The sequence below is a fragment of the Rhodococcus indonesiensis genome (assembly GCF_047782815.1).
In the GTDB taxonomy this organism is placed as follows: domain Bacteria; phylum Actinomycetota; class Actinomycetes; order Mycobacteriales; family Mycobacteriaceae; genus Rhodococcus; species Rhodococcus indonesiensis.
Map to the genome: position 1 here is coordinate 3,916,043 of NZ_CP180630.1, position 23,948 is coordinate 3,939,990.

21 protein-coding genes are annotated in these 23,948 nt (G+C 70.8%); 5 read left to right on the forward strand and 16 right to left on the reverse strand.

Annotated features, from left to right (window positions below):
- Positions 1-7: 7 nt before the first annotated feature.
- Genes ACM26Y_RS17840 through ACM26Y_RS17855 form a run of 4 tightly spaced genes read right to left on the reverse strand, consistent with a single transcriptional unit; the run spans position 8 to position 5,296 of the window.
- Positions 8-1,606, reverse strand: coding sequence for an acyl-CoA carboxylase subunit beta (locus ACM26Y_RS17840; protein WP_416061496.1), 1,599 nt, complete (start codon positions 1,604-1,606; stop codon positions 8-10).
- The gene (locus ACM26Y_RS17845) at positions 1,603-2,751 is read right to left on the reverse strand and encodes an acyl-CoA dehydrogenase family protein (RefSeq protein WP_003937653.1); all 1,149 of its coding nucleotides are present in this window, start codon (positions 2,749-2,751) and stop codon (positions 1,603-1,605) included. Before ACM26Y_RS17845 ends, ACM26Y_RS17840 begins: the two co-directional genes overlap by 4 nt.
- Positions 2,748-4,508: an acyclic terpene utilization AtuA family protein gene (locus tag ACM26Y_RS17850; protein WP_003937652.1), complete on the reverse strand. Its 1,761-nt coding sequence runs from the start codon at positions 4,506-4,508 to the stop codon at positions 2,748-2,750. Before ACM26Y_RS17850 ends, ACM26Y_RS17845 begins: the two co-directional genes overlap by 4 nt.
- On the reverse strand, positions 4,505-5,296 hold the full coding sequence (locus ACM26Y_RS17855) for a TIGR03084 family metal-binding protein (protein ID WP_416061497.1): 792 nt from the start codon (positions 5,294-5,296) through the stop codon (positions 4,505-4,507). Before ACM26Y_RS17855 ends, ACM26Y_RS17850 begins: the two co-directional genes overlap by 4 nt.
- Before the next feature lie 146 nt (positions 5,297-5,442).
- Here ACM26Y_RS17855 and ACM26Y_RS17860 point away from each other — a divergent pair, with 146 nt between their 5' ends.
- The gene (locus ACM26Y_RS17860) at positions 5,443-6,324 is read left to right on the forward strand and encodes an EamA family transporter (protein ID WP_416061498.1); all 882 of its coding nucleotides are present in this window, start codon (positions 5,443-5,445) and stop codon (positions 6,322-6,324) included.
- Positions 6,325-6,407: 83 nt separating this feature from the next.
- On the opposite strand, the gene ACM26Y_RS17865 is transcribed toward ACM26Y_RS17860, so the two are convergent.
- Together ACM26Y_RS17865 and ACM26Y_RS17870 are read right to left on the reverse strand one after the other, a co-directional pair.
- Positions 6,408-8,054, reverse strand: coding sequence for an MFS transporter (locus ACM26Y_RS17865; protein ID WP_416063704.1), 1,647 nt, complete (start codon positions 8,052-8,054; stop codon positions 6,408-6,410).
- A 102-nt stretch (positions 8,055-8,156) separates the two neighbouring features.
- On the reverse strand, positions 8,157-9,074 hold the full coding sequence (locus ACM26Y_RS17870) for a LysR family transcriptional regulator (protein ID WP_416061499.1): 918 nt from the start codon (positions 9,072-9,074) through the stop codon (positions 8,157-8,159).
- Positions 9,075-9,137: 63 nt separating this feature from the next.
- Between ACM26Y_RS17870 and ACM26Y_RS17875 the strand changes: the two genes are divergently transcribed.
- Together ACM26Y_RS17875 and ACM26Y_RS17880 are read left to right on the forward strand one after the other, a co-directional pair.
- Complete coding sequence (locus ACM26Y_RS17875) at positions 9,138-9,575, forward strand: PaaI family thioesterase (protein ID WP_054373972.1); 438 nt, start codon at positions 9,138-9,140, stop codon at positions 9,573-9,575.
- Between the two features lie 56 nt (positions 9,576-9,631).
- Positions 9,632-10,438 carry a class I SAM-dependent methyltransferase gene (locus ACM26Y_RS17880; protein WP_416061500.1) on the forward strand — a complete coding sequence of 269 codons (807 nt, stop codon included), beginning with the start codon at positions 9,632-9,634 and terminating at the stop codon, positions 10,436-10,438.
- Positions 10,439-10,529: 91 nt separating this feature from the next.
- Here ACM26Y_RS17880 and ACM26Y_RS17885 read toward each other — a convergent pair whose 3' ends face one another.
- From ACM26Y_RS17885 to ACM26Y_RS17920, 8 genes are all read right to left on the reverse strand, one after another.
- Complete coding sequence (locus ACM26Y_RS17885) at positions 10,530-10,850, reverse strand: DUF202 domain-containing protein (protein WP_371383494.1); 321 nt, start codon at positions 10,848-10,850, stop codon at positions 10,530-10,532.
- Positions 10,851-10,872: 22 nt separating this feature from the next.
- Entirely contained in the window at positions 10,873-11,241 is a 369-nt protein-coding gene (locus ACM26Y_RS17890; RefSeq protein WP_003937644.1) for a YidH family protein, read from the reverse strand.
- Between the two features lie 59 nt (positions 11,242-11,300).
- Positions 11,301-11,753, reverse strand: a complete 453-nt coding sequence (locus tag ACM26Y_RS17895; protein ID WP_003937643.1) for a ubiquinol-cytochrome c reductase iron-sulfur subunit — start codon at positions 11,751-11,753, stop codon at positions 11,301-11,303.
- A 41-nt stretch (positions 11,754-11,794) separates the two neighbouring features.
- A complete protein-coding gene (locus ACM26Y_RS17900) occupies positions 11,795-12,358 on the reverse strand; it encodes a DUF6529 family protein (protein WP_289381269.1) in 564 nt (187 codons plus the stop codon).
- Between the two features lie 36 nt (positions 12,359-12,394).
- A complete protein-coding gene (locus ACM26Y_RS17905; RefSeq protein WP_416061501.1) occupies positions 12,395-13,039 on the reverse strand; it encodes a hypothetical protein in 645 nt (214 codons plus the stop codon).
- Between the two features lie 89 nt (positions 13,040-13,128).
- A complete protein-coding gene (locus ACM26Y_RS17910) occupies positions 13,129-13,605 on the reverse strand; it encodes a ubiquinol-cytochrome c reductase iron-sulfur subunit (protein WP_416061502.1) in 477 nt (158 codons plus the stop codon).
- A 100-nt stretch (positions 13,606-13,705) separates the two neighbouring features.
- Entirely contained in the window at positions 13,706-15,235 is a 1,530-nt protein-coding gene (locus ACM26Y_RS17915) for a DHA2 family efflux MFS transporter permease subunit (protein ID WP_289381263.1), read from the reverse strand.
- A 274-nt stretch (positions 15,236-15,509) separates the two neighbouring features.
- Positions 15,510-17,204 (reverse strand): FAD-dependent oxidoreductase, encoded by a 1,695-nt coding sequence (locus ACM26Y_RS17920; protein WP_416061503.1) that lies wholly within the window; start codon positions 17,202-17,204, stop codon positions 15,510-15,512.
- 154 nt (positions 17,205-17,358) lie between these two features.
- On the opposite strand from ACM26Y_RS17920, the gene ACM26Y_RS17925 reads away from it, so the two are divergent.
- Together ACM26Y_RS17925 and ACM26Y_RS17930 are read left to right on the forward strand one after the other, a co-directional pair.
- Positions 17,359-18,186, forward strand: a complete 828-nt coding sequence (locus ACM26Y_RS17925) for an acyl-[acyl-carrier-protein] thioesterase (protein ID WP_416061504.1) — start codon at positions 17,359-17,361, stop codon at positions 18,184-18,186.
- Positions 18,187-18,209: 23 nt separating this feature from the next.
- On the forward strand, positions 18,210-18,701 hold the full coding sequence (locus tag ACM26Y_RS17930; RefSeq protein ID WP_003937636.1) for a SixA phosphatase family protein: 492 nt from the start codon (positions 18,210-18,212) through the stop codon (positions 18,699-18,701).
- Between the two features lie 10 nt (positions 18,702-18,711).
- Here the strand turns inward: ACM26Y_RS17930 and ACM26Y_RS17935 are convergent, their stop codons facing one another.
- Positions 18,712-19,596: an iron-siderophore ABC transporter substrate-binding protein gene (locus ACM26Y_RS17935; protein ID WP_416061505.1), complete on the reverse strand. Its 885-nt coding sequence runs from the start codon at positions 19,594-19,596 to the stop codon at positions 18,712-18,714.
- 302 nt (positions 19,597-19,898) lie between these two features.
- Complete coding sequence (locus tag ACM26Y_RS17940; RefSeq protein WP_003937634.1) at positions 19,899-23,870, reverse strand: DNA-directed RNA polymerase subunit beta'; 3,972 nt, start codon at positions 23,868-23,870, stop codon at positions 19,899-19,901.
- Positions 23,871-23,948: the final 78 nt, after the last annotated feature.

The following is a 23,948-nucleotide window of genomic DNA, read 5'->3' on the forward strand; positions in this document are numbered from 1 at the left end:
TGCTGCCTCACATCCGGAAGACACCGAAGCTGTCGGTGCCCTCGATCGGCGCGTTGGCGATGGCCGACAGGCACATCCCCACCACGGTGCGGGTGTCGCGCGGGTCGATGACCCCGTCGTCGTAGAGCCGGCCGGACAGGAACATCGGCAGCGACTCCGCCTCGATCTGGCTCTCGATCGCCGCGCGCATCGCCTCGTCGGCGGCCTCGTCGAACGCCTGTCCGCGCGCCTCGGCAGCGGCCCGTCCGACGATGGAGATGACGCCCGCGAGCTGTGCGCCGCCCATCACCGCGGACTTGGCGCTGGGCCAGGCGAACAGGAACCGCGGGTCGAAGGCACGACCGCACATCCCGTAGTGGCCGGCACCGTAGGAGGCGCCGAGCAGGATCGAGATGTGCGGCACCGTCGAGTTGGAGACCGCGTTGATCATCATCGAGCCGTGCTTGATCATGCCGCGTTCCTCGTACTCGCGGCCGACCATGTAGCCGGTGGTGTTGTGCAGGAACAGCAGCGGGGTGTTCGCACGGTTCGCGAGCTGGATGAACTGGGTGGCCTTCTGGGATTCCTCGCTGAACAGCACGCCGCGGGCGTTGGCGAGGATTCCCACCGGGTAGCCGTGCAGACGAGCCCAGCCGGTGACGAGCGACGACCCGTAGAGCGGTTTGAACTCGTCGAAGTCGGAATCGTCGACGATGCGGGCGATCACCTCGCGCGGGTCGAACGGCACCTTGAGGTCGGCGGGCACGATGCCGAGCAGTTCCTCGGGATCGTGCCGGGGTTCGCGCACCTCCGGGTGGGGTTCGGGGCCCTGCTTGCGCCAGTTCAGACGACGGACGATGCCCCGGCCGATCCGGATCGCGTCGGGTTCGTCGACCGCGTAGTAGTCGGCCAGCCCGGAGGTGCGGGCGTGCATCTCCGCTCCGCCGAGGGATTCGTCGTCGGATTCCTCGCCGGTGGCCATCTTCACCAGGGGCGGCCCGGCGAGGAACACCTTCGACCGCTTCTCGATCATCACCACGTGGTCCGACATGCCGGGTATGTACGCGCCGCCCGCGGTGGAATTGCCGAATACCAGGGCAATGGTCGGGATTCCGGCGGCGGACAGCTGCGTCAGGTCGCGGAACATGCGCCCGCCGGGGATGAACACCTCCTTCTGGGTGGGCAGGTCGGCACCACCCGACTCGACGAGGGAGATGACCGGCAGCCGGTTCTGCATCGCGATGTCGTTGGCGCGGAACCCTTTCCGCAGAGTCCAGGGATTGCTCGTACCGCCGCGGACGGTGGGGTCGTTGGCGACGATCAGGCATTCGACGCCCTCGACGACGCCGATTCCGGTGACGGTACTGCCGCCGACCGGGAACTCGGTGCCCCAGGCGGCGAGCGGGGAGAGCTCGAGGAACGGCGAGTCGGGGTCGAGGAGCAGTTCGATCCGTTCGCGCGGCAGCAGCTTGCCGCGTTCGTGATGCCGCCGGACGTACTTCTCCCCGCCGCCGGCAAGGGCCTTGGCGTGTTCGGCTTCGAGTTCTGCCAGCTGGGCGGTCATCGCCTCGGCCGCGGCGGCGTACTCCGCCGAGGACGGGTCGACGGTCGTCTGCAGGATGCTCACGCGGTGTACCCCAATCGTTTCGCGGCAAGTTCGGTGAGGATCTCGGTGGTACCGCCGCCGATACCGAGGATGCGCATGTCGCGGTACTGTCGTTCGACCTCGGACTCGGCCATGTAGCCCAGGCCGCCGAAGAGCTGCACGGCCTGGTGCGCGACCCACTCCCCGGCCTCGACGGCGGTGTTCTTGGCGAAGCACACCTCGGCGACGAGGTCGCCGTCACCGACGAGGGACCGCTCGACGACGCGCCGGCCGTACACCCGCGCGACGTCGATCCGCCGGGCCATCTCGGCGAGGGTGCGCTGTACCGACTGCCGGGAGATCAGGGGCCGGCCGAACGTCTCGCGGTCCCGGCACCAGGCCACGGTCAGATCCAGGCACCGCTGCGCGCTCGAGTAGGCCTGCGCGGCGAGGGCGATCCTCTCGGAGACGAAGGCCTGCGCGATCTGCGCGAAGCCGCTGTTCTCGGCTCCGACGAGATTGGCGACCGGCACGCGCACACCGGCGAACGACAGTTCCGCGGTGTCGGAGGCACGCCAGCCCATCTTGTCCAGTTTGCGCGAGACGGTGAATCCCGGTGTGCCCTTTTCGATCACGAGCAACGAGACGCCACCGGCGCCGGGGCCGCCGGTGCGCACAGCGGTGACGACGAAGTCGGCGCGGCAGCCGGAGGTGATGTAGGTCTTGGCGCCGTCGACGATGTAGTGATCGCCGTCGCGGACGGCGGTGGTGGTCAGGTGCCCGACGTCGGAGCCGCCGCCGGGTTCGGTGATCGCGAGGGAACCGACGAGCTCACCGGCGAGAGTCGGCGCGACCCACTTGCCGATCTGCGCCTCGTCGCCGGCGGCGACGAGGTGCGGCAGGGCGATGCCGCAGGTGAACAGGGAGGCGAACGCCCCGCCGGAGGCGCCGGCCTCGTGGAAGGCCTCGCACACGGTGAGGCTGTCCGCCGCGTCGCCCCCGGCGCCGCCGACGGCCTCGGGGAATCCGGCGCCGAGCAGGCCGAGCGCAGCAGCCTTCTTGTGCAGTTCGCGGGGCAGTTCGCCGTCGCGCTCCCACGCGGCGAGATGCGGCAGGATCTCGCGCCGGACGAAGGAATGGACCGTCGAGCGCAGCTCGCGGCGTTCGGGTGTGTCCCAGATGCTCACTCGGTGTTCTTCCTCTCGGGGTTCTCCGTCCCGTCGCCGTCCAGGAGGGTCTCGGGGATGTAGAGGTATCGGCTGCGCAGCCACTCGCCGAGGCCCTTCGCCTGCGGGTCGAAGCGGGCCTGCGAGGCGACGCCGCGGCCGAGGATGCCCTCGACCACGAAGTTCACCGCCCGCAGGTTCGGCAGCACATGACGCGTCACGGTCAGGTTCTTCGCTTCGGGCAGCAGTGTTTTCAGCGTGTCGACGGTGAGGGTGTGCACCAGCCACCGCCACTGGTCGTCGGTGCGCACCCACACCCCCACGTTCGCGTCGCCACCCTTGTCGCCGCTGCGGGCGCCGGCGACGAGCCCGAGCGGCGCGTGCCGTACGGGCCCGGGTGGTAGCGGATCGGGAAGTTCGGGTTCGCCGACAGGTTCGAGTGCACGCGTCGGGGTGACGCACGCAATCGGGATTCGGCCGCCGTCCGGCAGCACCGCGGTGTGCGGCACTTCGGCGGCATCGACGTAGCCGGGGGTGAACACCGCGTACGGCTGCCCGTTGCCGGGCGGGGCGGTCAGCGAGAAACCGGGGTAGCTGGCGAGCGCGTACTCGACGGCGACCGACGAGAAGGCGCGGCCGACGACCTTCGGGTCGCGGTCGCGCACGGTGCAGCGCAGCAGGGCGCTGGCCGCCTCCTCGGTGTCGGCGTCCGGATGGTCGGTGCGGGCGAGGGTCCACTCGAGCTCGGCAGGCCGGGTGGTCAGGTCCGCCTCCACCTGCCGTCGCACCAGCGCGGCCTTGGCCTCGATGTCGAGGCCGGTGAGGACGAACACCGCTTCGTTCCGGAAGCCGGCGAGGGCGTTGAGGGAGACCTTCAGCGTGGGTGGCGGCGCCTCGCCGCGGACGCCGCTGATCCGGACCCGGTCCGGCCCGTCCTGGGTGAGCCGGACGGTGTCGAGGCGGGTGGTGACGTCGGGACCGGCGTAGCGGCCACCGGTCACCTCGTACAACAGCTGGGCGGTCACGGTGCCGACGGTGACGGCGCCGCCGGTGCCGGGATGCTTGGTGATCGTGGAACTTCCGTCGGCCTCGATCTCGGCGATCGGGAAGCCCGGCCGGTCGAGATCGGCGATCTCGGTGAAGAAGGCGTAGTTGCCGCCGGTCGCCTGGGCGCCGCACTCGATCACGTGCCCAGCCGCCACCGCGCCCGCGAGAGCGTCGAAATCGTCCCGGGCCCAACCGAAATGGGCCGCCGCGGGCCCGACGATCACCGAGGCGTCGGTGACCCGGCCGGTGACGACGAGGTCGGCGCCGGCGTTCAGGCATTCCGCGATACCCCAGGCGCCGAGGTAGGCGTTGGCAGTCAGCGGCGGTGGATCGGCGGCCAGACCGAGTTCGGCGGCCCGGGCGATGAGGTCGTCGCCCTCGACGTGGGCGACGGCGACGTCGAGTCCGAGCCGGCCGGCGAGGTCGCGCACGGCCGTCGCCAGCCCGGCGGGGTTGAGCCCCCCGGCATTGGCGACGATCTTCACTCCCTTGTCGACGGCGAGCCCGAGACAATCCTCGAGTTGCCGCAGGAACGTCTTGGCATAACCGAGCTCCGGGTCCTTCATCCGGTCCCGGCCGAGGATGAGCATGGTCAGCTCGGCGAGATAATCGCCGGTCAGGTAGTCGAGTTCGCCGCCCTCGAGCATCTCCCGCATGGCCCTGAGCCGGTCACCGTAGAAGCCGGAACAGTTTCCGATGCGCACCGCACGGCCCGCCGGCTGCGCGTTCACGCGTTCGCTCCGTCCGGGGTGCGACCGGCGCCGGGCGGCCCGGCGAATGCCTGAGCGAGGTCGAGCCACGCATCCGCGTCCGGTCCGGTGGCGACGAGGTCGGTGTCGGCGCGGTGGACCCGCTGGGTCACCAGGCGGCAGAAGTCGAGGGCGGATCCCGTGACGGTCTGGGTGGCGCCCTCGGGACCCCAGGTCCATTCCTGCCCGTCGGGGGCGGTGAGCCGGACGTGGAACGACCCGGCCGGCGGGGTGCGCCCGTGCACGGTGAACGCGAAGTCGCGGGTGCGGACACCGAGATGGGCGATGTGGCGCAGCCGGTGCGTGGGCGTGCGGGTGACGCCCAGCGCGTCGGCCACGTCGGAGCCGTGCGCCCAGGTCTCCATCAACCGCGCGGTGGCCATCGAGGCCGCACTCATGGGCGGGCCGTACCAGACGATCTTGGTCCCGGTGGGGACGGCCGCGAGGGCGTCGGCGAGGGCGCGCCGCGCCGCACGCCAGTCGGCGAGCAGTTCGGCCGGCGGCCGACGGGCCTGTTCCCGCGCCCCGTCGTCGACGAAGCGGTCCGGGTCGGTGATCTCGCCGAGCCCGGCGACGAACGCCTCCGGGTCTTCGACGGCGGTGAGGGCGGCGCGGTCGGTCCACAGCAGGTGTCCGACCTGGTGGGCGATGGTCCAGCCCTCGGCGGGCGTCGAGGTCGTCCAGCGCTCGTCCGGAAGGTCGGCGACGAGGGCGTCGAGGGCGTCGCCCTCGGCACGCAGGTCGTCGAGAAGCGGTTGCAGCTCCGTCATGCGACCAGAGTCACACCCCCGGCAGCAAAAATCAAGCTCTCATGATTGTTTTTTGGTCGGCGTCGCCCCTGCTGCCGATCATGCTGCCGTGCGGCAACATTCGTCGCACGCGGGACGACGGATCCCCCAGACCTTCCGGAGGATGCATGAGCGGCACGGCACGGACGCCACGAGGCGGCAGCCGGACCGTGCCCGTCGCGGCCGTGCTCGGCTCGGTGCTCTCCCTGCAGTTCGGTGCGGCCTTCGCCAGCACCCTGTTCGACGACGTCGGCGCCCTCGGCACGGTCACGCTGCGGCTGACGCTCGCCGCGGTGATCCTGTGGGGGGCGGTACGGCCGTCGGTGCGGCACTGGGGCCGGGCGCAGTGGCGGGGCGCGGTCGCCCTCGGAGTGAGCCTGGCCGCGATGAACGGCTTCTTCTATGTGGCGATCGCGCGACTCCCGCTCGCGGCGGCGGTCACGATCGAATTCCTCGGACCACTCACCCTCGCCGCGGTGCTCTCCCGCCGCCCACGGGACGCGCTGTGGGTGGCACTCGCGCTGGCCGGGGTGGCCCTCCTCGGGGCGCGCGGCCTCGGCGGGGACGGCGGCGCTCTCGACCCGGTGGGGGTCGGATTCGCGCTGCTCGCCGCGGCCGGCTGGGCCTGGTACATCGTCGCGGGCTCGCACGTGGCCGCCACCGTATCCGGCGCGGCGGGCCTGACCGTCGCCACCACCGTCGCTGCGGTGCTCGTCCTTCCCTTCGGTCTCGGGACCGCGGGCGCCGGCCTGGCCGATCCTGCGATCCTCGCCGCCGGAGCGGTGGTGGCCTTGCTGTCCTCCGTGATCCCCTACAGCCTGGAGATGCGGGCGCTGCGCGAGCTGCCGAGAAACGTGTTCGCCATCCTCATCGCTCTCGAACCGGCCGCGGCGGCCCTGGCGGGCGCGCTGGTGCTCGGCCAGTGGGTCCAGCCCATCGCGGCGGCAGGCATCGCGCTGGTGGTCGTCGCCGGAGTCGGCGCCCTGCACGGCAGCGGGGAGCCGCGCTGACCCGGCACGGCAGCGGGGAGCCGCGCTGACCCGGCACGGCAGCGGGGAGCCGCGCTGACCCGGCACGGCAGCGGCGAGCCGCGCTAACGGTCCACGTCGCCGGGCTCGGCCTCCGACCGGTCGTCCGCCGCCAGCTCGGCGCCTTCGTCCGCCGCCGGCTCGGCGCCTTCGTCCTGAGCGCGGTACGACGCGAGCAGCCGTCTTTCGGCGTCGCGCTTCGGGAAGGCGAAGAACACCAGGACGGCACCGGCAGCGACGACGAGAAGAGCGGCGGTGTACGCCTTCGTGTCCCCGGCCAGGAACGCTGCGCGCGCCGCGGCCATGATGGCGTCGGCGTACTGCGGATACCGCTCCGCGAGATCGGCGGCACTCGCGAACGACTTGGTCAGCGCAGCCTGTGTCTGGCTGCTGATCTCGTCCGCGTCCGGCGACGACGAGATCGCCGCCGAGATCGACGACACGTACCCGGCGGTGAGCAACGCCCCGAGGACCGACTGCATCACGGCCCCGCCCAGATCGCGCTGCAGGTCGGCGGTCGCCGACGCCATCCCGGCGCGGGTCACCGGAACCGAGCCGGTGAGCGAGCGCGAGGCGGGCGTGCCGGCGAGACCCACCCCGACCCCGACGAAGGCGTACGCGAGGGCGATCTGCCAGTAGCTGGAGGTCTCGTCCCACATCGTCAGTGCGACGGCGAGCCCGAGGAGGATGAACGCGTAGCCGAGCAGCAATGTGGTGCGGGCACCCCGGCTCTCGACCAGACGGGCCGAGTACGGAGCCACGATGAGCATGCACGCTGCGGCGGGGAGGATCGTCGACCCGGCGGCGAGCGTGGAGTAACCGAGGACGTTCTGCAGGAACTGCTGTCCGACGAACATCACCCCCATCAGGGTTCCGAACACGATGATGCCTGCCACCGCAGCCACCCAGAACGTCGGCCGCGCGGCCACCTTCAGGTCGAACAGCGGCTCGGGGACCCGCCGCTGCCGCCACACGAACACCGCGCCCGCGACGGCGGTGACGGCCGCACCGACCAGAGCCGCCGTGCCGCTGCCGCTCTCGGGTGCGAGGTTGACCGTTATCACGAGCGCCGCCACGAACAGCACCGACACGACTCCGCCGACATGGTCGACCGGGCCGGTGGTCTCGTTGACGTGGGCGGGAATCAGCACAGCCGCCGCAACGAGGGCGACGACGGCGAGCGGCAGGGTGATCAGGAAGGCCGAGCCCCAGTAGAAGTACTCGAGGAGCAGTCCGGACAACAGCGGTCCGAGCGCGGCGATCGCCCCGCCGGTCGCCGACCACAACGCGATCGCGCGGGTCCGTGAGGCTCCGGACCACAAGGCCGTGATCAGCGCCAGAGTGGTGGGATACGCCAGTCCCGCGGCGAGGCCGCCGGCCAGCCGGGCCGCGAACAGCACCTCGACGTTCGGCGCGAAGGCCGCCAGCAGACACGCGGGTATCGACAGGGCGACACCGAGCACGAGCAACTGCTTGCGGCCGTAGCGGTCCCCGAGCGCCCCCAGGTACAGCACCGACGCGGCCAGACCCAGCGAATACCCGACCGCGACCAGGTTCAGTTCCGTCTGGCTCGCGTCGAAGGCCCGGCCGATCGCGGGCAGCGCGATGTTGGCCACCGAGAGATTGAGGTTGGCGACGGTGGCGACGAGAATCAGCGTCGCGAGAACCGCACCCGCTCGCTGCGGGCGACGATCGATCTCGGCGACCGTCACAGCCTCGTCCCGCGCGATGCGTCCATGTCTCACTCCCGATGGCAGCGTCCCCGTCGATCATGATGACGAATCCGGACGCCGGACCAGGGGCGATCGGGGCGATCAGGCGCCGCGGACGATCATCCGCACCAGCTCTCCGGCCGGCCCGGCGAGCTTGCGAGGGGGGCGCCACACCGCGCGCAGGGTGCGGGCCAGATCGAGGCCTTCGACGTCGACGGCCCGCAGTTCCCCGGCCGCGACATGGTCGGCCACGGCCAAGGTGCTCAGCACGGCCGGGCCCACGCCCCCGAGCGCCGCGGTGCGTACCGCGGCGCCGCTGCCGAGTTCGAGCAGCGGTGCCGGCCGATCGAACTCGCGCAGGGCGAGGTCCAGCGTGTGCCGCGTCCCCGAGCCCTCCTCGCGCACGACGAGCGGTGTCGCGGCCAGTTCGGCGACGCTGAGCGGTCGCCGGCGTCGTGCCCAGGGATGAGCGGACGTGACGACCACCACGAGCCGATCCTGCGCCACCGGGGTGCTGTGCAGTCCCGGTGGGACGGCGGGAGCTTCGACGAATCCGACGTGGCAGCGGCCCGCCGCGACCGCGTCGCACACCTGCCGCGAGTTGTGGACCTGCAACTGGATGTGCACGTCGTCGCGGAGACCGCGGAAGCGGCCCAGCCAGCGCGGGATGAGGTGTTCGGCGACGGTCATGCTGGCCGCCACGGTCAGTTCGGCCTGCCGGTCGCTGCGCAACGCCGCCGCGGCGTCGAGTAGTCGACGGGCGTCGGTGAGGGTCTGTCGCGCCCAGTGCGCGACGACGGTGCCCTCCGGGGTGAGCGCAGAGCCGGCGCGTCCCCGGCGCACGAGCACGGCCCCGAGCTGCTTCTCGAGGCGGCGCACCGCACGGCTGGCATTGGGTTGCGCGACACCGGCGGCGCGGGCAGCCGCCCCGAGCCCGCCGTGGTCGTCGATGCCGACGAGCAGTTCGAGGGCGGCGAGGTCCGGCCAGCGGACCGTAGGCGACGGGGGTGGCTGCGTCATGCGCGAATGATATGGCCGTTCCCGGCAGGGTGGGGCAGACTGCAGTCCGTGGAACTTCGCGGAGTGGACGACGCGGCGGCCGTGCTCGCAGCGCAACCGTTCAGCGTCCTGGTCGGCGCCCGGGTCGTCGGGTACGAGCCGGGACGTGCGGTGCTCGAGATCCCCCTGCGCCCGGAATTGCTGCAGCAGTTCGGGTTCGTCCACGGTGGAGTGCTGGCCTATGCGGCGGACAATTCCCTGACGTTCGCAGCGGGAACCGTGCTCGGATCGTCCATCGTGACGACCGGGTTCACGATCGACTACCTGCGTCCGGGTCGTGGCACGCTGCTGCGGGCCGAGGCGGCGGTCGTCGACTCGAGCCGGCGGCAGGCGCTGTGCCGGTGCGAGATCGTCGCCGTGACCGAGGACGGCACCGAGACCAAGGTGGCCGCGGCGCAAGGCGGCGCACGGGTGATCGAGCTCGACCGCCGTCCGGGCGGGACGCCCGGATCCGGTTCGTAGGAAGCGGGGACGGTCCGCGCAGGTCGGCTCCGGAGGTCGGAGAGAGGAAGACAGCGATGACGGATCACGCCGCCGACGCCTGGGAGATCGCCGAGGCATACGAGCGCTATGTAGGCCGCTGGAGCCGCCCGGTCGCTTCGAAGTTCCTGCAATGGCTGCCCCCTGGCGGCGCGGGCGCGGTGTGGTGCGACGTGGGATGCGGGACCGGCGCCCTTGCGCACGCCGTCCTTGTCGCCGCGGAACCGGCCCGAGTTGTCGGGGTCGAGCCGTCCGAGGGCTTCGCCGCGGCGGCCCGGACAGCGGTCGACGATCCCCGCTTCGAGGTCCGGCCGGGTACCGCTGCGGCGCTCCCGGCCGGGGACGGCGAGTTCGACCACGTCGTGTCGGGATTGGTGCTCAACTTCCTTCCCGATCCGCTCGAGGGTCTTGCCGAGATGCGTCGCGTGACCCGATCGGGCGGGACGATCGGCGGCTACGTGTGGGATTACGCCGAGGGCATGGAGATGATTCGCACCTTCTGGGATGCCGCCGTCGACCTGGACGAGACGGCACGGGACCTGGACGAGGGCGTCCGTTTCCCGCTCTGCCGTCCCGGTCCCCTCCACGACCTGCTGGCGTCCGCAGGTCTCACCGGGGTGCGGATCGAGTCCCTCGAGGTTCCCACCGTGTTCGCCGACTTCGACGATTTCTGGGCACCGTTCCTCGGCGGTCAGGGACCCGCCCCCGGATATTGCCTGTCACTGCCGGCCGGGCGCCGAGCCGAGCTTCGGGCGGCACTCGATGCCCGCCTGCGCCGCGACGGAGCCGGCCGGATCGCGCTGACCGCCCGGGCGTGGGCCTTCCACGGTTCCGTGCCCGGGTGACACGGGCGTAGATCGTCCAGGCATGCCTCGCGCTGTCGCGGTGTGGTGGCGAGCGTGCTGCGGAGGTAGACGGCGCGCATAGGCGCGGCGCTCACACCTGCGACGTGACGATGAGCGTGGCGGCGGCGAGCGCGAGGACCACGACGGTGACGGTCAGGACGATGTTGCGCCACCAGTGGTGCCTCGCCCGTCCCTCGATGAAGCGGCTCACCCGGGCGCGGTGCTCGCGTCCGCTCGTCACGAGCAGCACGAGCGCCGGGACCAGGCACAGCAGGCCGATCGTCACCACCACGGGGGCGGGGCCGGGGGCCAGGCGCAGAAACAGCAGGACCACCGCTCCCAGCCCGGTCGCCGTGCGCAGCCACGCGAGAGTGGTGCGCTCGGGCTGCAACCCGGGGTCGTCATGTCTCATCGTCGGCCGGTCCGCGGCGCGCTCATACCAGGAGAGCCACGGTGAGGGCCAGAGCCCCGACCGCCAGCATCGCCGCCAGCAGGAAGGCGATCCGCGGCGGCGGCAGGGGGCGTTCGGTGCGCATCGCGGCCTCGATCTGCAGCCAGCGCCGCAGGGCGGCGATCACCAGGACCGCAGAGAACACGAGCAGCGCACACGACAGTGTGGTCCGCACCACCGGTCCCACGACGTCGCCGGCAAAGGTCTCGAGCGCGACGGCCGCCGCGATGACGCCGAGCGCGGTGCGGATCCACGCGAGGAACGTGCGTTCGTTGGCGAGAGTGAAGCGGGCGTCGGGTTCGCCGCCTTCACGCAACGCCCGCGGCCGCCAGTCGCGCAGAGGTCCGATCACGCAGTCGACCCTATCCCGGTGCGGCCCCGGGCGATCCGGCGGCCGGACGGCGGACCCGATTACGCGAGCGTGATCTCGCCGTTGTCGACGGTGACGGCCCTGCTCTCGAGGGGACGCGCGGCAGGGCCGTTCGCGACGGTGCCGTCGAGGTTGAACCGGCTGCCGTGGCAGGGACAGTTGATCGTGCCGTCCTGCACGGCTGCGACCGTGCAACCCTGATGAGTGCAGATCGCGCTGAAGGCGAGCACCTCGCCCGCGACCGGCTGGGTCACCACGACCTTCTGATCGGGGAAGACCTGTCCCCCGCCGACGGGGATGTCGGCGACAGCCGCAAGCGGTTGTCCTGCGGACGCGCCGGCCGGGGTCCCGCTGCCGGCATCCTGCGCTGCGGAGGTCTGCCCGGAGGCGGGCTCGTCGCCGTAGGTACTGCAGGCCGCGGTGGCAGCGACGGCGGCCACCCCGGCCCCCAGCAGCACCGAACGGCGGCTGACGGGAAACTGCTCGAGATCCATTTCCGGCTCCGATCGTGGGAGGGACACAGTGGGTTGGGGCGTCAGAACGTGATGCCCGTCGTGCGGAAGAAGTACAGCGCCGAGGTCGTCCACACGACCACGATCGCCGTGAACAGGACACCGCCGGCCAGGGGAACCGCCCATCCCGGCAGGCCCCGCCGGCTGAGGAGCAGCATCTTGGTCACGAACGCCCCGTAGAGGAGGCAACCGGCCAGCGAGTGCCACAGCACCCGCGGCTCACCGGTGCGGAAACCGAGCGCATACAGGCAGTGCACGGCGACGGGGACGGTGGCCAGCACGGCGAGGCGACCCGACCACACGTGCAGGGTCCCGATCCAGCTCGGCGCGCGCAGTCCCGGCAACCGTCCGTACATCCCGGCCGCCGAGACGAGTTGCACCAGTGCCAGCACACCGGCGAGGGTCGCCAGCCACGTCTTGACGGCGGTCGGGCTGGAGAACCCAGCGACGTTGATCGAGAAGAAGGCGGGCTCGTGCACGCTGCCGTAGACACCGAGGCCGACCGCGACGAGGGCGCCGACCAGGAATGCGACGATCACCGGGGTCGTTCGCGGCGGCGCGGTGGGATGGACCTGCGGTGTGCTCATCCGTCCTCCTCTCGGCGTCACCACCCGGTGGCACCGTCAGAATGTGTCGCTGCCGGACACCGGGTCCGCGGTCACGGTCTCCCCGTCGACGACCGCCGTCCCGTCCGGCGCGAGGGCAGGGGCGGGTGTGGTGCCGCCGTCGCCGCCGCGGAGCACACCCGTGACGGTCCCGTCCTGCGTGACGATCCAGCTCGCCCGGACATCGCCGACGTTCGCGAGGTAGAGGCCGGCCGGAGGTTCGGCCGGCGCGGCGTCGAAGGTCCAGCTGCGGTCACCGAGCCACAGGGTGCCGCGCACCGTCTGGCCGTCGAAGTCGCCGTCGAGACGGGCTCCTTCCCGGCCCTCGAGGTCGAGCCGGCCGGCGTCTGCATCGCCGGCCAGCCACGATTCGATCGCGCTGCCGTCGCACGCGTACGCGACGGCGTCCCCGCCCTCGACGGCGATCGCGAGCGTGAGTGTTCCGGTCGCGACGGGGATCTGTCCGACGTAGGTGGCCTGCGCGGGGAATTCCACTGCGGCCGGGGTCGCTGTCGTCGTGGTGGTGGAGTCCGGCGCCGCCGTCGCGGCGGGAGCCGGGGCCGGCGTCGCGTCGTCGTCCTCCTTGGAGACATTCACCGCGAGCAGCACGGCGGCGAGGACCACCACCGCCGCCAAGGTGATCAACGGCCCCCTGCGCACCATGGGGTCCCCTTTGCCGGTCAGCACTTCAGGGATGATGTCGCGGTCGAATCTACTCCGGCCTCCCCCGTCCGCTCAGCGGATCGCGCGGATCAATCGACCACGACGTCCGCACCGCGGGCCCCGGCCGGCCGCGCCTTCAACGGTTTGCGGGCGGGACCTCTGCTCACGGTCCCGTCCAGGCGGAACCGGCTGCCGTGGCAGTCGCAGACGATCTCGTCGGCCACGACACCGGTGATGTTGCACCCCGAATGCGTGCACAATGCGACGAACGCCCGGTAGTCCCCGGCGACGGGTTGCGTCACCACCAGACGCCGGTCGGCGAACAGGACGCCGCTGCCCACCGGGATGTCGGCCGCGGCGGCGACGACCGCGGCGTCCGGACCGGGCTCCGGCGGCGTGGTCGGCGCTGCGGGGGTGCTGTCGGTTTCCTCGGTCTCGGCGCTGCACGCGGACAGGACCGCGGCGGCGGCGACGGCGCCGGCCCCGCCGAAGAGGGCGCGTCGGCACAGGCGCGGCTGTCCGCCTGTCGGCGCGGGGCGTCGGTCGGGGGTGGGGTCGATGCTCATGAAAACGTCCGTTCGGGTCGCCGTCGTGGTGCCGGAACGAGGTTAGCCGCAGACACGCGGAGGGGCCGCGACGTACGTCACGGCCCTTCCGACGGGTGGTTCAGTGGACGACGACCGGCTGCAGTCCCTCTCCTGCCGGATACTTCGCGCGTGTGCGCGGCAGGAACAGCGCGGGGATCACCGCGAGCGCCATGAGAACCGTCGCGACGAGGAACGTGGTCGCGAAGGCGTCGGCGAGCGAGGTGAGAATCGACTCCTGGACGGGTGCGGGCATCTGGTCGAGCGCCGCCGGGTCCATCTGCCCGCCGCCCTCGGGTGCCCCCGCCGGGGTCGCGAGGCGGCTGCTCAGGATCACCGACATGGTCGCGGTGCCCACGGAACCGGCGGCCTGCTGGACGATGTTCATCAGCGTCGACCCGCGGGCCACGCTCTGATGGGTCAGCGTCTGCAGGGCGGCCGTCATCGTCGGCATCATCGTGGCGCCCATTCCCATGCCCATGACGAACAGCGCGCCGAGAAGCAGGACGTAGGAGGTGTCCGTGCCCACCTGCGTGAAGACCGCCATGCCGAGCGTGACGAGGGTCAGGCCGACGAGCACGATCTTCCCGGGACCCATCCGGTCGACGAGCCGGCCGGCGATCGGCATGGTGAGCATGGCGCCGAGGCCCTGTGGTGCCAGCAGGATGCCCGCCGCCAGGGTCGACTCGCCCCGCACCTGGAGGAAGTAGCTGGGGAACAGCAGACCTGCGCCGAAGAACGCGATCGCGAACACCGACATGGTGAGTACCGCGAACGTCAGTTGGCGGTTGCGGAACAGGTACAGGTCGATCAGCGGGTTCCGGGCGCGCAAGGCGTGGAACACGAAGGCGACGATCAGCGCGACGCCGATCACGCCCGGAACGAGGACCCGCGTCGCGGCAACGGTGCCGACCTCCGGAATGGAGGAGACACCGAACAGGAACAGCGCCAGCCCCGGCGACAGGAGCGCCATGCCCACGAAGTCGAAGGACTCGGACCGGCTCGGGCGGTCCTTGGGCAGGATCACCACGGCGGCGACGAGCGCCACGACACCGATAGGCAGGTTGATCAGGAAGATCCAGTGCCAGCTGGCGGTGTCGATCAGCCACCCGCCGAGAATCGGGCCGCCGATCGGGCCCAGCAGCATCGGGATGCCGAGCACCGCCATCACGCGGCCGACCCGGTGCGGGCCCGCCGCGTGGGTCATGATCGTCATGCCCAACGGCATGAGCATGCCGCCCCCGAGGCCCTGCACGACCCGGAATGCGATGAGCGAGGTGATGTCCCACGCCATGCTGCACAGCACGGAGCCGGCGACGAACAGGACGAGTGCGGCGAGGTAGAGGCGCTTGGTGCCGAACCGGTCCGCGGCCCAGCCCGTGAGCGGAATCACGCTGGCGAGGGCCAGCGTGTAGGCGGTCATCGTCCACGCGACGGTCGCGTAGCTGGAGTCGAACTCTTTCATGAACGTCGGCACGGCGACGGAGACGACGGTCACGTCGAGGATCGACATGATGGCGCCGAGCACCACCACCGAGGCGATCTTCAGAACTGCCGCGTCGAGCTTGTCGCTCACCGGCGCGGCGGCCGGGCCCGCATGGGGGGCTGTCATGGGTAGGTCCTCTCGAGGCGCGAGGGCAGGCGGACCTGCCGGAACGGAGTCGAGGGCCGGGCAGTGCCGGACGGCGACGACCGTCTCGGCACGAGCCGCGTGTCACCGCCGGCGTGGACTGCGTGTCACCCTCGACGTGCCCGGCGACCAGCGCGCGCCCCGACAGCGCGGCGGATCGACCTCCCGGCCTGCGCTCCCCCGGCGGACGTCGCCGCGGGCGGTGCCGGGCACCGTCGGACGATTCTAGTGCCGCCGCAGGCGAAGCCCCAACCGGTTATCGGCGGACCAGACGCAGCAGGCCGCGCCCCGACCGGGGGCGGCCGGCCGCCGTCGTCGTCAGGCGTGCGCGATCGGTCAGCTTGACCCGTGGCCGGCCGGCCGCACGGCCGGCGGCGCGCTCGGCCTCGTCGATCTCGTGCCATCCGCTCAGTCCCACGCGGCTCGGGCGCCGCTGCCCGAGCAGGCGATCGAGTTCCCGCCGGCCGTACGCCGGCCGCGTGAGCCGACCGGCGTCGAAGTCGGCGAGCAGAGCCGCGACGGTTTCCTTGGCGCATGCCTTGTTGGTTCCGATCACGCCGCTCGGTCCGCGCTTGATCCACCCGGTGACGTACACACCCGGTCCGGCCCCGGTGACCCGCCCGTTCTCGTTGGGGACGATCGCGCGCCGCTCGTCGAACGGCACCCCCGGGAGCGGAACCCCGCGGTAGCCGATCGAGCGCAGCACCAGCTGCGCGTCGAGGTGCAGAGCCTGCTCGGTGGGGCGGGCGACGAGCGCACCGTCGTCGCCGGGGATCAGTTCGTTGCGCACCGCCCGCAGGCCCGCGACCCGGTCGGTGCCCTCGATCTCGGTGGGTGACACGAGGTAACGGAACACGATGCGCTTGTTTCCCGGCCGGGGTTCGCGGCGCGCGTATTCGCGGGCGAGCCGCATCCGCATGGCGACCGCCGGATCCGCCGCGGCGAGCTGCGCGCTGGCGGGGTCGAGGTCGAGTTCGGACTCGTCGACGACGACGTCGACCCCGTTCAGATCACCGAGGGCGAGGAATTCCGGATTGCTGTAGGCCGCCTGGGCCGGTCCGCGGCGGCCCAGCAGGACGACCTCACGGATGTTGCTCCGGCGCAGCGCCTCGAGGGCGTGGTCGGCGATGTCGGTCCGGGCCAGTTCGTCGACGTCCATGGTGAGGATGCGGGCGACGTCGAGTGCGACGTTGCCGTTGCCGACGAGGACCGCGCGGTCACCGGAGAGGTCGAAGGCCCGGTCGGCGTAGTCGGGGTGGCCGTTGTACCAGGCGACGAACTCGGTGGCGGCGTGGCTGCCGGGCAAGTCCTCGCCGGGAATGCCGAGGCTGCGGTCGGCGGATGCGCCGGTGGCGTAGACGACGGCGTGGTGATGGGCGAGCAGCTCGTCGTGGTCGAGGTCGCGGCCCACCTCGACGTCGAGGTGCAGGGCGAACGCGTCGCGACGGAACGACCATTCGAACGACTCGGTGACGGCCTTGGTCCCGGGGTGGTCGGGCGCGACGCCGCTGCGGACCAGGCCCCAGGGGGTCGGCAGCCGGTCGAACATCTCCACCTCGACGTTCGAGCGCTCGAGCAGTTCCTGCGCGGCGTAGCACGCCGCGGGGCCGGCTCCGACGACCGCGACCCGCAGGGTCTCCTGCCCCCGGGGCGGGGCGGGGGTCGGGGTGAGCGGGTTCCAGTTCTCGGGCATCGGGTGCGCCGTGTAGTAGTCGGCGTTGATGTCCTTGAACCGGGCCTGGGTTTCGGTGAGCCGGTCCTCGGGGAAGATCGCCTCGACCGGGCAGGCGTCCGCGCACGCGCCGCAGTCGATGCAGGTCTGCGGATCGATGTGCAGCATCTCGGTCTGCGCGAACTCGCGCTCCTCCGGGGTGGGATGGATGCAGTTCACCGGGCACACGGCGACGCAGCTCGCATCGTTGCAGCATGTCTGGGTGATCACGTAGGCCATGTCGCGTCCTCGAAGAGCCGGGACCGGATTTCATGTGACATCCGGTAACAGTTATATCGACTGTAGCCTCGGGGTTCGCCCCTCGCAAGATTCGCTGCGGCCCAGCCCCGCAACTGTCAGAATCGGCGGGGCCCGACGAAGACCAGGGGGACGCATGGGTTCGGACACCGCCGCGGCAGCGGCAACCGCGGACACCGCTGCGGAAGCGGCACCGGGAAAGCCCGCACCGGAGGACGCGTGGGCGCAGCCCCTCGACACCACTCCCCCGCCCGACGACGCGTTCCGGTCCACGCGCACGGTGCGCACCGGCGACGTCGACAGCCGGGAACGGCTCCGGCTCGACGGCGTGGCCCGCTACCTGCAGGACATCGGCACCGACAACCTCGACGCCGTCGACGCCACCGACACCGATCCGCTGTGGATCGTGCGCCGCACCGTCGTCGACGTGCACCGGCCGGCCCGCTTCCGGGAACAGCTCGAACTGCGCCGGTGGTGTGATGCCCTGTCCACCCGGTGGGCCAACGTCCGCGTGCGGTTCGAGGGCACCGGCGGCGCCGCGATGGACACCTCGGCGTTCTGGATCAACATCGGGCCCACCAACGGCATGCCGGCTCGGATCAGCGACCGACTCTGGGAACACATGGCTCGTCACGCCGCGGACACCCGCCTGCGGTGGCGGGCGTGGTTGCCGCCTACACCGTCCGCCGACGCCGACGCCGGCACGCACTTCCCGCTGCGGGCCACCGACATCGATCCGTTCGACCACGTCAACAACGCCGCCTACTGGCACGGCATCGAGGAGCACCTGGCCGGACGGCCGGAGTTGCAGACCGCTCCGTATCGTGCGGCGATCGAGCATCTTCGACCGGTCGTCGCCGGCGACACGCTCGTTCTGCGGGCCCGGCACGACGCCGACTCGCTGACCCTGTGGTTCACGGTCGACGACGAGGTGCGGGCGGTGGCACGCGTCGGCCGCCGGTGAACGTCACCGCCTAGGGTGAACCCATGACCCGCACCCTGATCCTGTTGCGGCACGGGAAGTCCGCGTACCCGGACGGCGTCGCCGATCACGAGCGCCCGCTCGCCCCCCGAGGGCGGCGTGAGGCCGGTCTCGCCGGGCGCTGGCTGCGGGCCCACCAGCCCCCCGTCGACGCCGTGCTGTGTTCGACCGCGACGCGGGCCCGCAAGACGCTCGCAGAGGCCGCCGTCGAGGCGGCCACGGACTTCCTCGACGATCTCTACGAGGCCACGCCGAAGCGGATCGTCGACGCGATCCGCCGGGTTCCGGACGACGTGTCCACGCTGCTCGTCGTGGGACACGAGCCCGTCCTGTCGGCGACGACGCTGCTGCTCTCGGCCGACCACGACTCCGACGCGGCCCGTCAGATCCTCGAGAAGTTCCCGACTTCCGCCGTGGCGGTGCTCGAGGTGCGCGGGACGTGGCACGACCTCGGCGCCCGTGGGGCCACCCTGGTCGATTTCCACATCCCGCGCTGACCGGGAGCCGCTACTTCACCGCCGCGGCGAGCGCCTCCAGATAGGCGTCGATCCCCCAGGTCAGGGACAGGACCGTGGGGGGCGACACCGCGGCGATCAGTTCGGTGCCGTTCACCGTCGCCACCCTGCCCTCGGTGACCTGCTGCATGGTCTGTGCCCACGGCTGGGCGAGCGTGCGTTCCTGCGCTGCGGCGTCGTCGGCGTAGGAGAGGAGAATGTCGCTGGTGAGCTTGCCGGCCTCTTCGAAGCTCATCGTGAAGTAGAAACTGGACTCGTCCGTGCTCAGTTCGGTCACGCTCGGGGCGCTGACGAGACCGAGGTCGGTGAGGAACTCCACGCGCGAATCGGCGGGCTTGTAGACGTAGAACGTGTCGCCCGTGTCCCACACCGCGGCGACGGTGCGGCCCTGCAGCTGCGGATACGCCGCGGCCTTGTCGGCGATGATCGCCTCGGTGTCGGCGATCAGGCGCTCTGCGTCGTCGGAGCGGCCCAGCGCCTGCCCGACCGTGGCGACGACGTCGCGCCACGGGGTGGCCCACGGCTCACCGGGGTACGCGACCGTGGGAGCGATCCGGCTGAGGGTGTCGTACTGGTCCTGGGTGAGCCCGGAGTAGTTGGCGAGGATGACGTCCGGGCGGGCCGCCGCGATCTGCTCGACCGGCACGTCCGTGCCGTCGTTCTGCAGGATTGTCGGTGTCTCGGCCTCGAGTTCGGTGAGCTCGTCTCCGATCCACGGCAGGACGCCCTGCTCGTCACCGCCGTACGACTGTGCCGGCATGGCGACGGGGACGACCCCGAGGGCGAGGGCGGCATCGGTGCTCCCGAAGCCCCAGGTGACCACCCGTTCGGGCTCGGTCTCGATCGTGGTGTCACCGAGGGCGTGCTCGATCGTCACAGGGAAAGCGCCCCCGCCCGGCCCGGACGCCTCGGCGGGGTCGTCGCCTCCCGACGAGCACGCGGTCAAGGCGAACGTGAGAGCGAAACCGGCTGCGGCAAGCAACCTCGGGATTCGGGTCGACGGCACTGGCGTTCCCTTCGAAGAATTAGGAGTGCCTACCCAAACTATCGGATCGACCGTGCTGCCGCGCGGGTACCCCCGGAACCCAGAAGGCCCCGCCCCCGAAGAGAAGAGGGCGGGACCTTCGTGGCTACGGCAGGTGCCTGACCGCGGCCGGCGGACCGGCTGCGGCGACGGCTCTACCGGTAGTCGCTGGAGTAACCGTAGTCGTCGAGCGGGACCGCGGCGCCGGTGTTCTGGCCGAAGCCCTCCGGCGAGTAGTACTGATCCTCGTACGACGGGATCGCGTACGCGGCCGCGCGGGCCTCCTCGGTCGGCTGCACCTGGATGTTCCGGTACCGGTTGATGCCGGTGCCGGCCGGGATCAGCTTGCCGATGATCACGTTCTCCTTCAGACCGATCAGCTTGTCCGAGCGGCAGTTGATCGCCGCGTCGGTCAGCACGCGAGTGGTCTCCTGGAACGACGCCGCCGACAGCCACGAATCGGTGGCCAGCGACGCCTTCGTGATGCCCATGAGCACGGGACGGCCGGCAGCCGGCTCCCCGCCCTCGGCGACGACGCGCCGGTTCGAGGCCTCGAACTCGCTGCGCTCGACCAGCGATCCGGGGAGGAACTCCGTCGACCCCGAGTCGATGATCGTCACGCGGCGCAGCATCTGGCGCACGATGACCTCGATGTGCTTGTCGTGGATCGACACACCCTGGCTGCGGTACACCTCCTGGACCTCGTTGACGAGGTGGACCTGCACCTGGCGCGGTCCCATGACCCGCAGCACCTCGTGCGGATCGGCCGCACCCTCGAGCAGCTGCTGACCGACCTCCACGTGGTCGCCGTCCGTCAGGACACCTTCGGTCCCGTCCGCCTTACGGATGACGTGCAGACGCTGACGCTTCGACAGCTTGTCGTACACGACCTCCTCGCCACCGTCGTCCGGGACGATGGTGATCTTGTAGAAGCGGTCGTCGTCCTCGAGTCGCACGCGACCGGAGACGTCGGCGATGGGCGCCTTGCCCTTCGGGACACGGGCCTCGAACAGCTCCTGCACGCGGGGCAGACCGCCGGTGATGTCCTCACCGACGCCACCCTGGTGGAACGTACGCATCGTCAGCTGCGTACCGGGCTCACCGATGGACTGGGCGGCGACGATACCGACGGCCTCGCCGATGTCGACGAGCTTGCCGGTCGCCATCGAGCGGCCGTAGCAGGTGGCGCACACGCCGGTACCGGTGTCGCAGGTCAGCACGGAGCGGACCTTGACCTTCCGGATGCCGGCGGCCAGCAGCGCCTCGATCGCCGGGTCGCCGAGGTCGCTGCCCCGGGTGACGACGACGTTGCCGCCCGCGTCGACCGCATCGGTGGCCAGCGTACGGGCGTACGTGCTGGTCTCGATGTGGGCGTCGCGCACCAGGCGACCGGTCTCGGCGCCCGTCCCGTCCCGCTCGGGCTCGGCGATGATCATCTCGATACCGCGCGGCGTGCCGCAGTCGGTCTCGCGGACGATGACGTCCTGCGACACGTCCACCAGACGACGGGTCAGGTAACCCGAGTCGGCGGTACGCAGCGCGGTGTCGGCCAGACCCTTACGCGCACCGTGGGTGTTGATGAAGTACTCGAGCACGGTCAGGCCCTCGCGGAACGAGGACTTGATCGGGCGCGGGATGAACTCGCCCTTCGGGTTCGTCACCAGACCCTTCATGCCCGCGAGCGAGCGGATCTGGGTCATGTTGCCCGCGGCGCCGGACTTCACGATCGTCGGGATCGGGTTGTCGTCCGGGTAGTGGGCCTCCATGGCCTGACCGACCTCTTCGGTCGCCTCCTGCCACAGCTTGACGAGCGAGTCGCGCCGCTCCTCCTTCGAGAGGGCACCACGAGCGAACTTGCGCTCGAGCTGATCCGCCGACGCCTCGTAGCGCTCGAGGATGTCCTTCTTCTCCGGCGGCACCAGCACGTCCGCCATCGACACGGTCACACCCGAACGGGTGGCCCAGTAGAAGCCGGCGTCCTTGAGCTTGTCGACGGTCTGCGCGACGACGATCATCGGGTAGCGCTCGGCGAGATCGTTGATGATCGCGGCCTGACGCTTCTTCGGCATGACGTCGTTGACGAAGCCGTAGTTCACCGGCAGCAGCTCGTTGAACAGCACGCGACCGAGCGTGGTCTGCACGGTCCAGCCGTCGCCGAAGTTCCAGCCGTCGGGGAACAGTTCCGTCTCGATGTCCCGTGACGGACGCTGCTGCTCCAGGCGCACCTTGATGGGGGCCTGCACCGACAGCACGCCGCGGTCCACGGCCATGATCGCCTCGGCGGGAGACGAGTACACGCCCTGCTCCGGCTCACCGTCGGTGGCCGGCCGGTACGCACCCGGCGCGTCCTCGACCAGACGGGTCAGGTGGAACAGACCCGTCACCATGTCCAGACGCGGCATGGCGAGCGGACGGCCCGATGCCGGCGACAGGATGTTGTTCGACGACAGCATCAGCACACGGGCCTCGGCCTGCGCCTCCGCCGACAGCGGCAGATGCACGGCCATCTGGTCGCCGTCGAAGTCGGCGTTGAAGGCCTCACACACGAGCGGGTGCAGCTGGATGGCCTTGCCCTCGACGAGCTGCGGCTCGAACGCCTGGATGCCGAGACGGTGCAGCGTGGGAGCACGGTTGAGCAGCACGGGGTGCTCGTTGATGACCTCTTCGAGGACGTCCCACACCTGCGGACGCTGCCGCTCGACCATCCGCTTGGCGGACTTGATGTTCTGCGCGTGGTTCAGATCGACCAGACGCTTCATCACGAACGGCTTGAACAGCTCGAGAGCCATCAGCTTCGGCAGACCGCACTGGTGCAGCTTGAGCTGCGGGCCGACGACGATGACCGAACGGCCCGAGTAGTCGACACGCTTGCCGAGCAGGTTCTGACGGAACCGGCCCTGCTTGCCCTTGAGCAGGTCGGACAGCGACTTGAGCGGACGGTTGCCCGGACCGGTGACCGGCCGGCCGCGACGGCCGTTGTCGAACAGCGCGTCCACGGACTCCTGCAGCATCCGCTTCTCGTTGTTGACGATGATCTCGGGGGCACCGAGGTCGATCAGTCGCTTGAGGCGGTTGTTGCGGTTGATGACGCGGCGGTACAGATCGTTGAGATCGGAGGTCGCGAAGCGGCCACCGTCGAGCTGCACCATCGGGCGCAGCTCCGGCGGGATCACCGGCACCGCGTCGAGGACCATGCCCATGGGCGAGTTGCCGGACTGCTGGAACGCCGCGACGACCTTCAGTCGCTTGAGGGCGCGCAGCTTCTTCTGGCCCTTGCCGCTGCGGATGGTCTCGCGCAGCGACTCGGCCTCGGCGTCGATGTCGAAGTTCTCGATGAGCTTCTGGATCGACTCGGCGCCCATCGCGCCGGTGAAGTACTCGCCGTAACGGTCCTGCAGCTCGCGGTAGAGCAGCTCGTCGACGATCAGGTCCTTCGGCTTGAGCTTGGTGAAGGTGTTCCAGATCTCCTCGAGCCGGTCCAGCTCACGCTGGGCACGGTCGCGCAGCTGACGCATCTCGCGCTCGCCGCCGTCCTTGACCTTGCGGCGGACGTCGGACTTGGCACCCTCGGCCTCGAGCTCGGCCAGGTCGGCTTCCAGCTTCTGCGCGCGAGCCTCGAGGTCGGCGTCGCGCTGGTCGGCGACGGACTTCTTCTCGACCTCCATCTCGGCCTCGAGGGTCGAGAGCTCGTTGTGGCGCAGCTCGTCGTCCACGGCCGTGATGACGTACGCGGCGAAGTAGATGATCTTCTCGAGATCCTTCGGCGCCAGGTCGAGCAGGTAACCGAGGCGGCTCGGCACACCCTTGAAGTACCAGATGTGCGTGACCGGCGCGGCGAGCTCGATGTGGCCCATGCGCTCGCGGCGCACCTTGGCGCGAGTCACCTCGACGCCGCAGCGCTCACAGATGATGCCCTTGAAGCGGACACGCTTGTACTTGCCGCAGTAGCACTCCCAGTCCCGGGTGGGGCCGAAGATCTTCTCGCAGAAGAGGCCGTCCTTCTCGGGCTTGAGCGTGCGGTAGTTGATGGTCTCCGGCTTCTTGACCTCACCGTACGACCAGTTGCGGATGTCCTCCGCGGTGGCCAAGCCGATGCGGAGTTCATCGAAGAAGTTGACGTCGAGCACGTAACTTCCTTTCCCCTTCACGGGTTTTGTTGCTGCTAGTTGTCGCTGTTGCTGCCGGGGCCCGACGAGATGCAGTCC

Bases quoted from the DNA above. Each gene is read 5' to 3' on its own strand.
- ACM26Y_RS17900 (WP_289381269.1), bottom strand. From the start codon at position 12,358: ATGAGCACACCGCAGGTCCATCCCACCGCGCCGCCGCGAACGACCCCG.
- ACM26Y_RS17915 (WP_289381263.1), bottom strand. From the start codon at position 15,235: ATGACAGCCCCCCATGCGGGCCCGGCCGCCGCGCCGGTGAGCGACAAG.
- ACM26Y_RS17860 (WP_416061498.1), top strand. From the start codon at position 5,443: ATGAGCGGCACGGCACGGACGCCACGAGGCGGCAGCCGGACCGTGCCC.
- ACM26Y_RS17910 (WP_416061502.1), bottom strand. From the start codon at position 13,605: ATGAGCATCGACCCCACCCCCGACCGACGCCCCGCGCCGACAGGCGGA.
- ACM26Y_RS17895 (WP_003937643.1), bottom strand. From the start codon at position 11,753: ATGGATCTCGAGCAGTTTCCCGTCAGCCGCCGTTCGGTGCTGCTGGGG.
- ACM26Y_RS17930 (WP_003937636.1), top strand. From the start codon at position 18,210: ATGACCCGCACCCTGATCCTGTTGCGGCACGGGAAGTCCGCGTACCCG.
- ACM26Y_RS17925 (WP_416061504.1), top strand. From the start codon at position 17,359: ATGGGTTCGGACACCGCCGCGGCAGCGGCAACCGCGGACACCGCTGCG.
- ACM26Y_RS17880 (WP_416061500.1), top strand. From the start codon at position 9,632: ATGACGGATCACGCCGCCGACGCCTGGGAGATCGCCGAGGCATACGAG.
- ACM26Y_RS17885 (WP_371383494.1), bottom strand. From the start codon at position 10,850: ATGAGACATGACGACCCCGGGTTGCAGCCCGAGCGCACCACTCTCGCG.
- ACM26Y_RS17855 (WP_416061497.1), bottom strand. From the start codon at position 5,296: ATGACGGAGCTGCAACCGCTTCTCGACGACCTGCGTGCCGAGGGCGAC.
- ACM26Y_RS17920 (WP_416061503.1), bottom strand. From the start codon at position 17,204: ATGGCCTACGTGATCACCCAGACATGCTGCAACGATGCGAGCTGCGTC.
- ACM26Y_RS17870 (WP_416061499.1), bottom strand. From the start codon at position 9,074: ATGACGCAGCCACCCCCGTCGCCTACGGTCCGCTGGCCGGACCTCGCC.
- ACM26Y_RS17905 (WP_416061501.1), bottom strand. From the start codon at position 13,039: ATGGTGCGCAGGGGGCCGTTGATCACCTTGGCGGCGGTGGTGGTCCTC.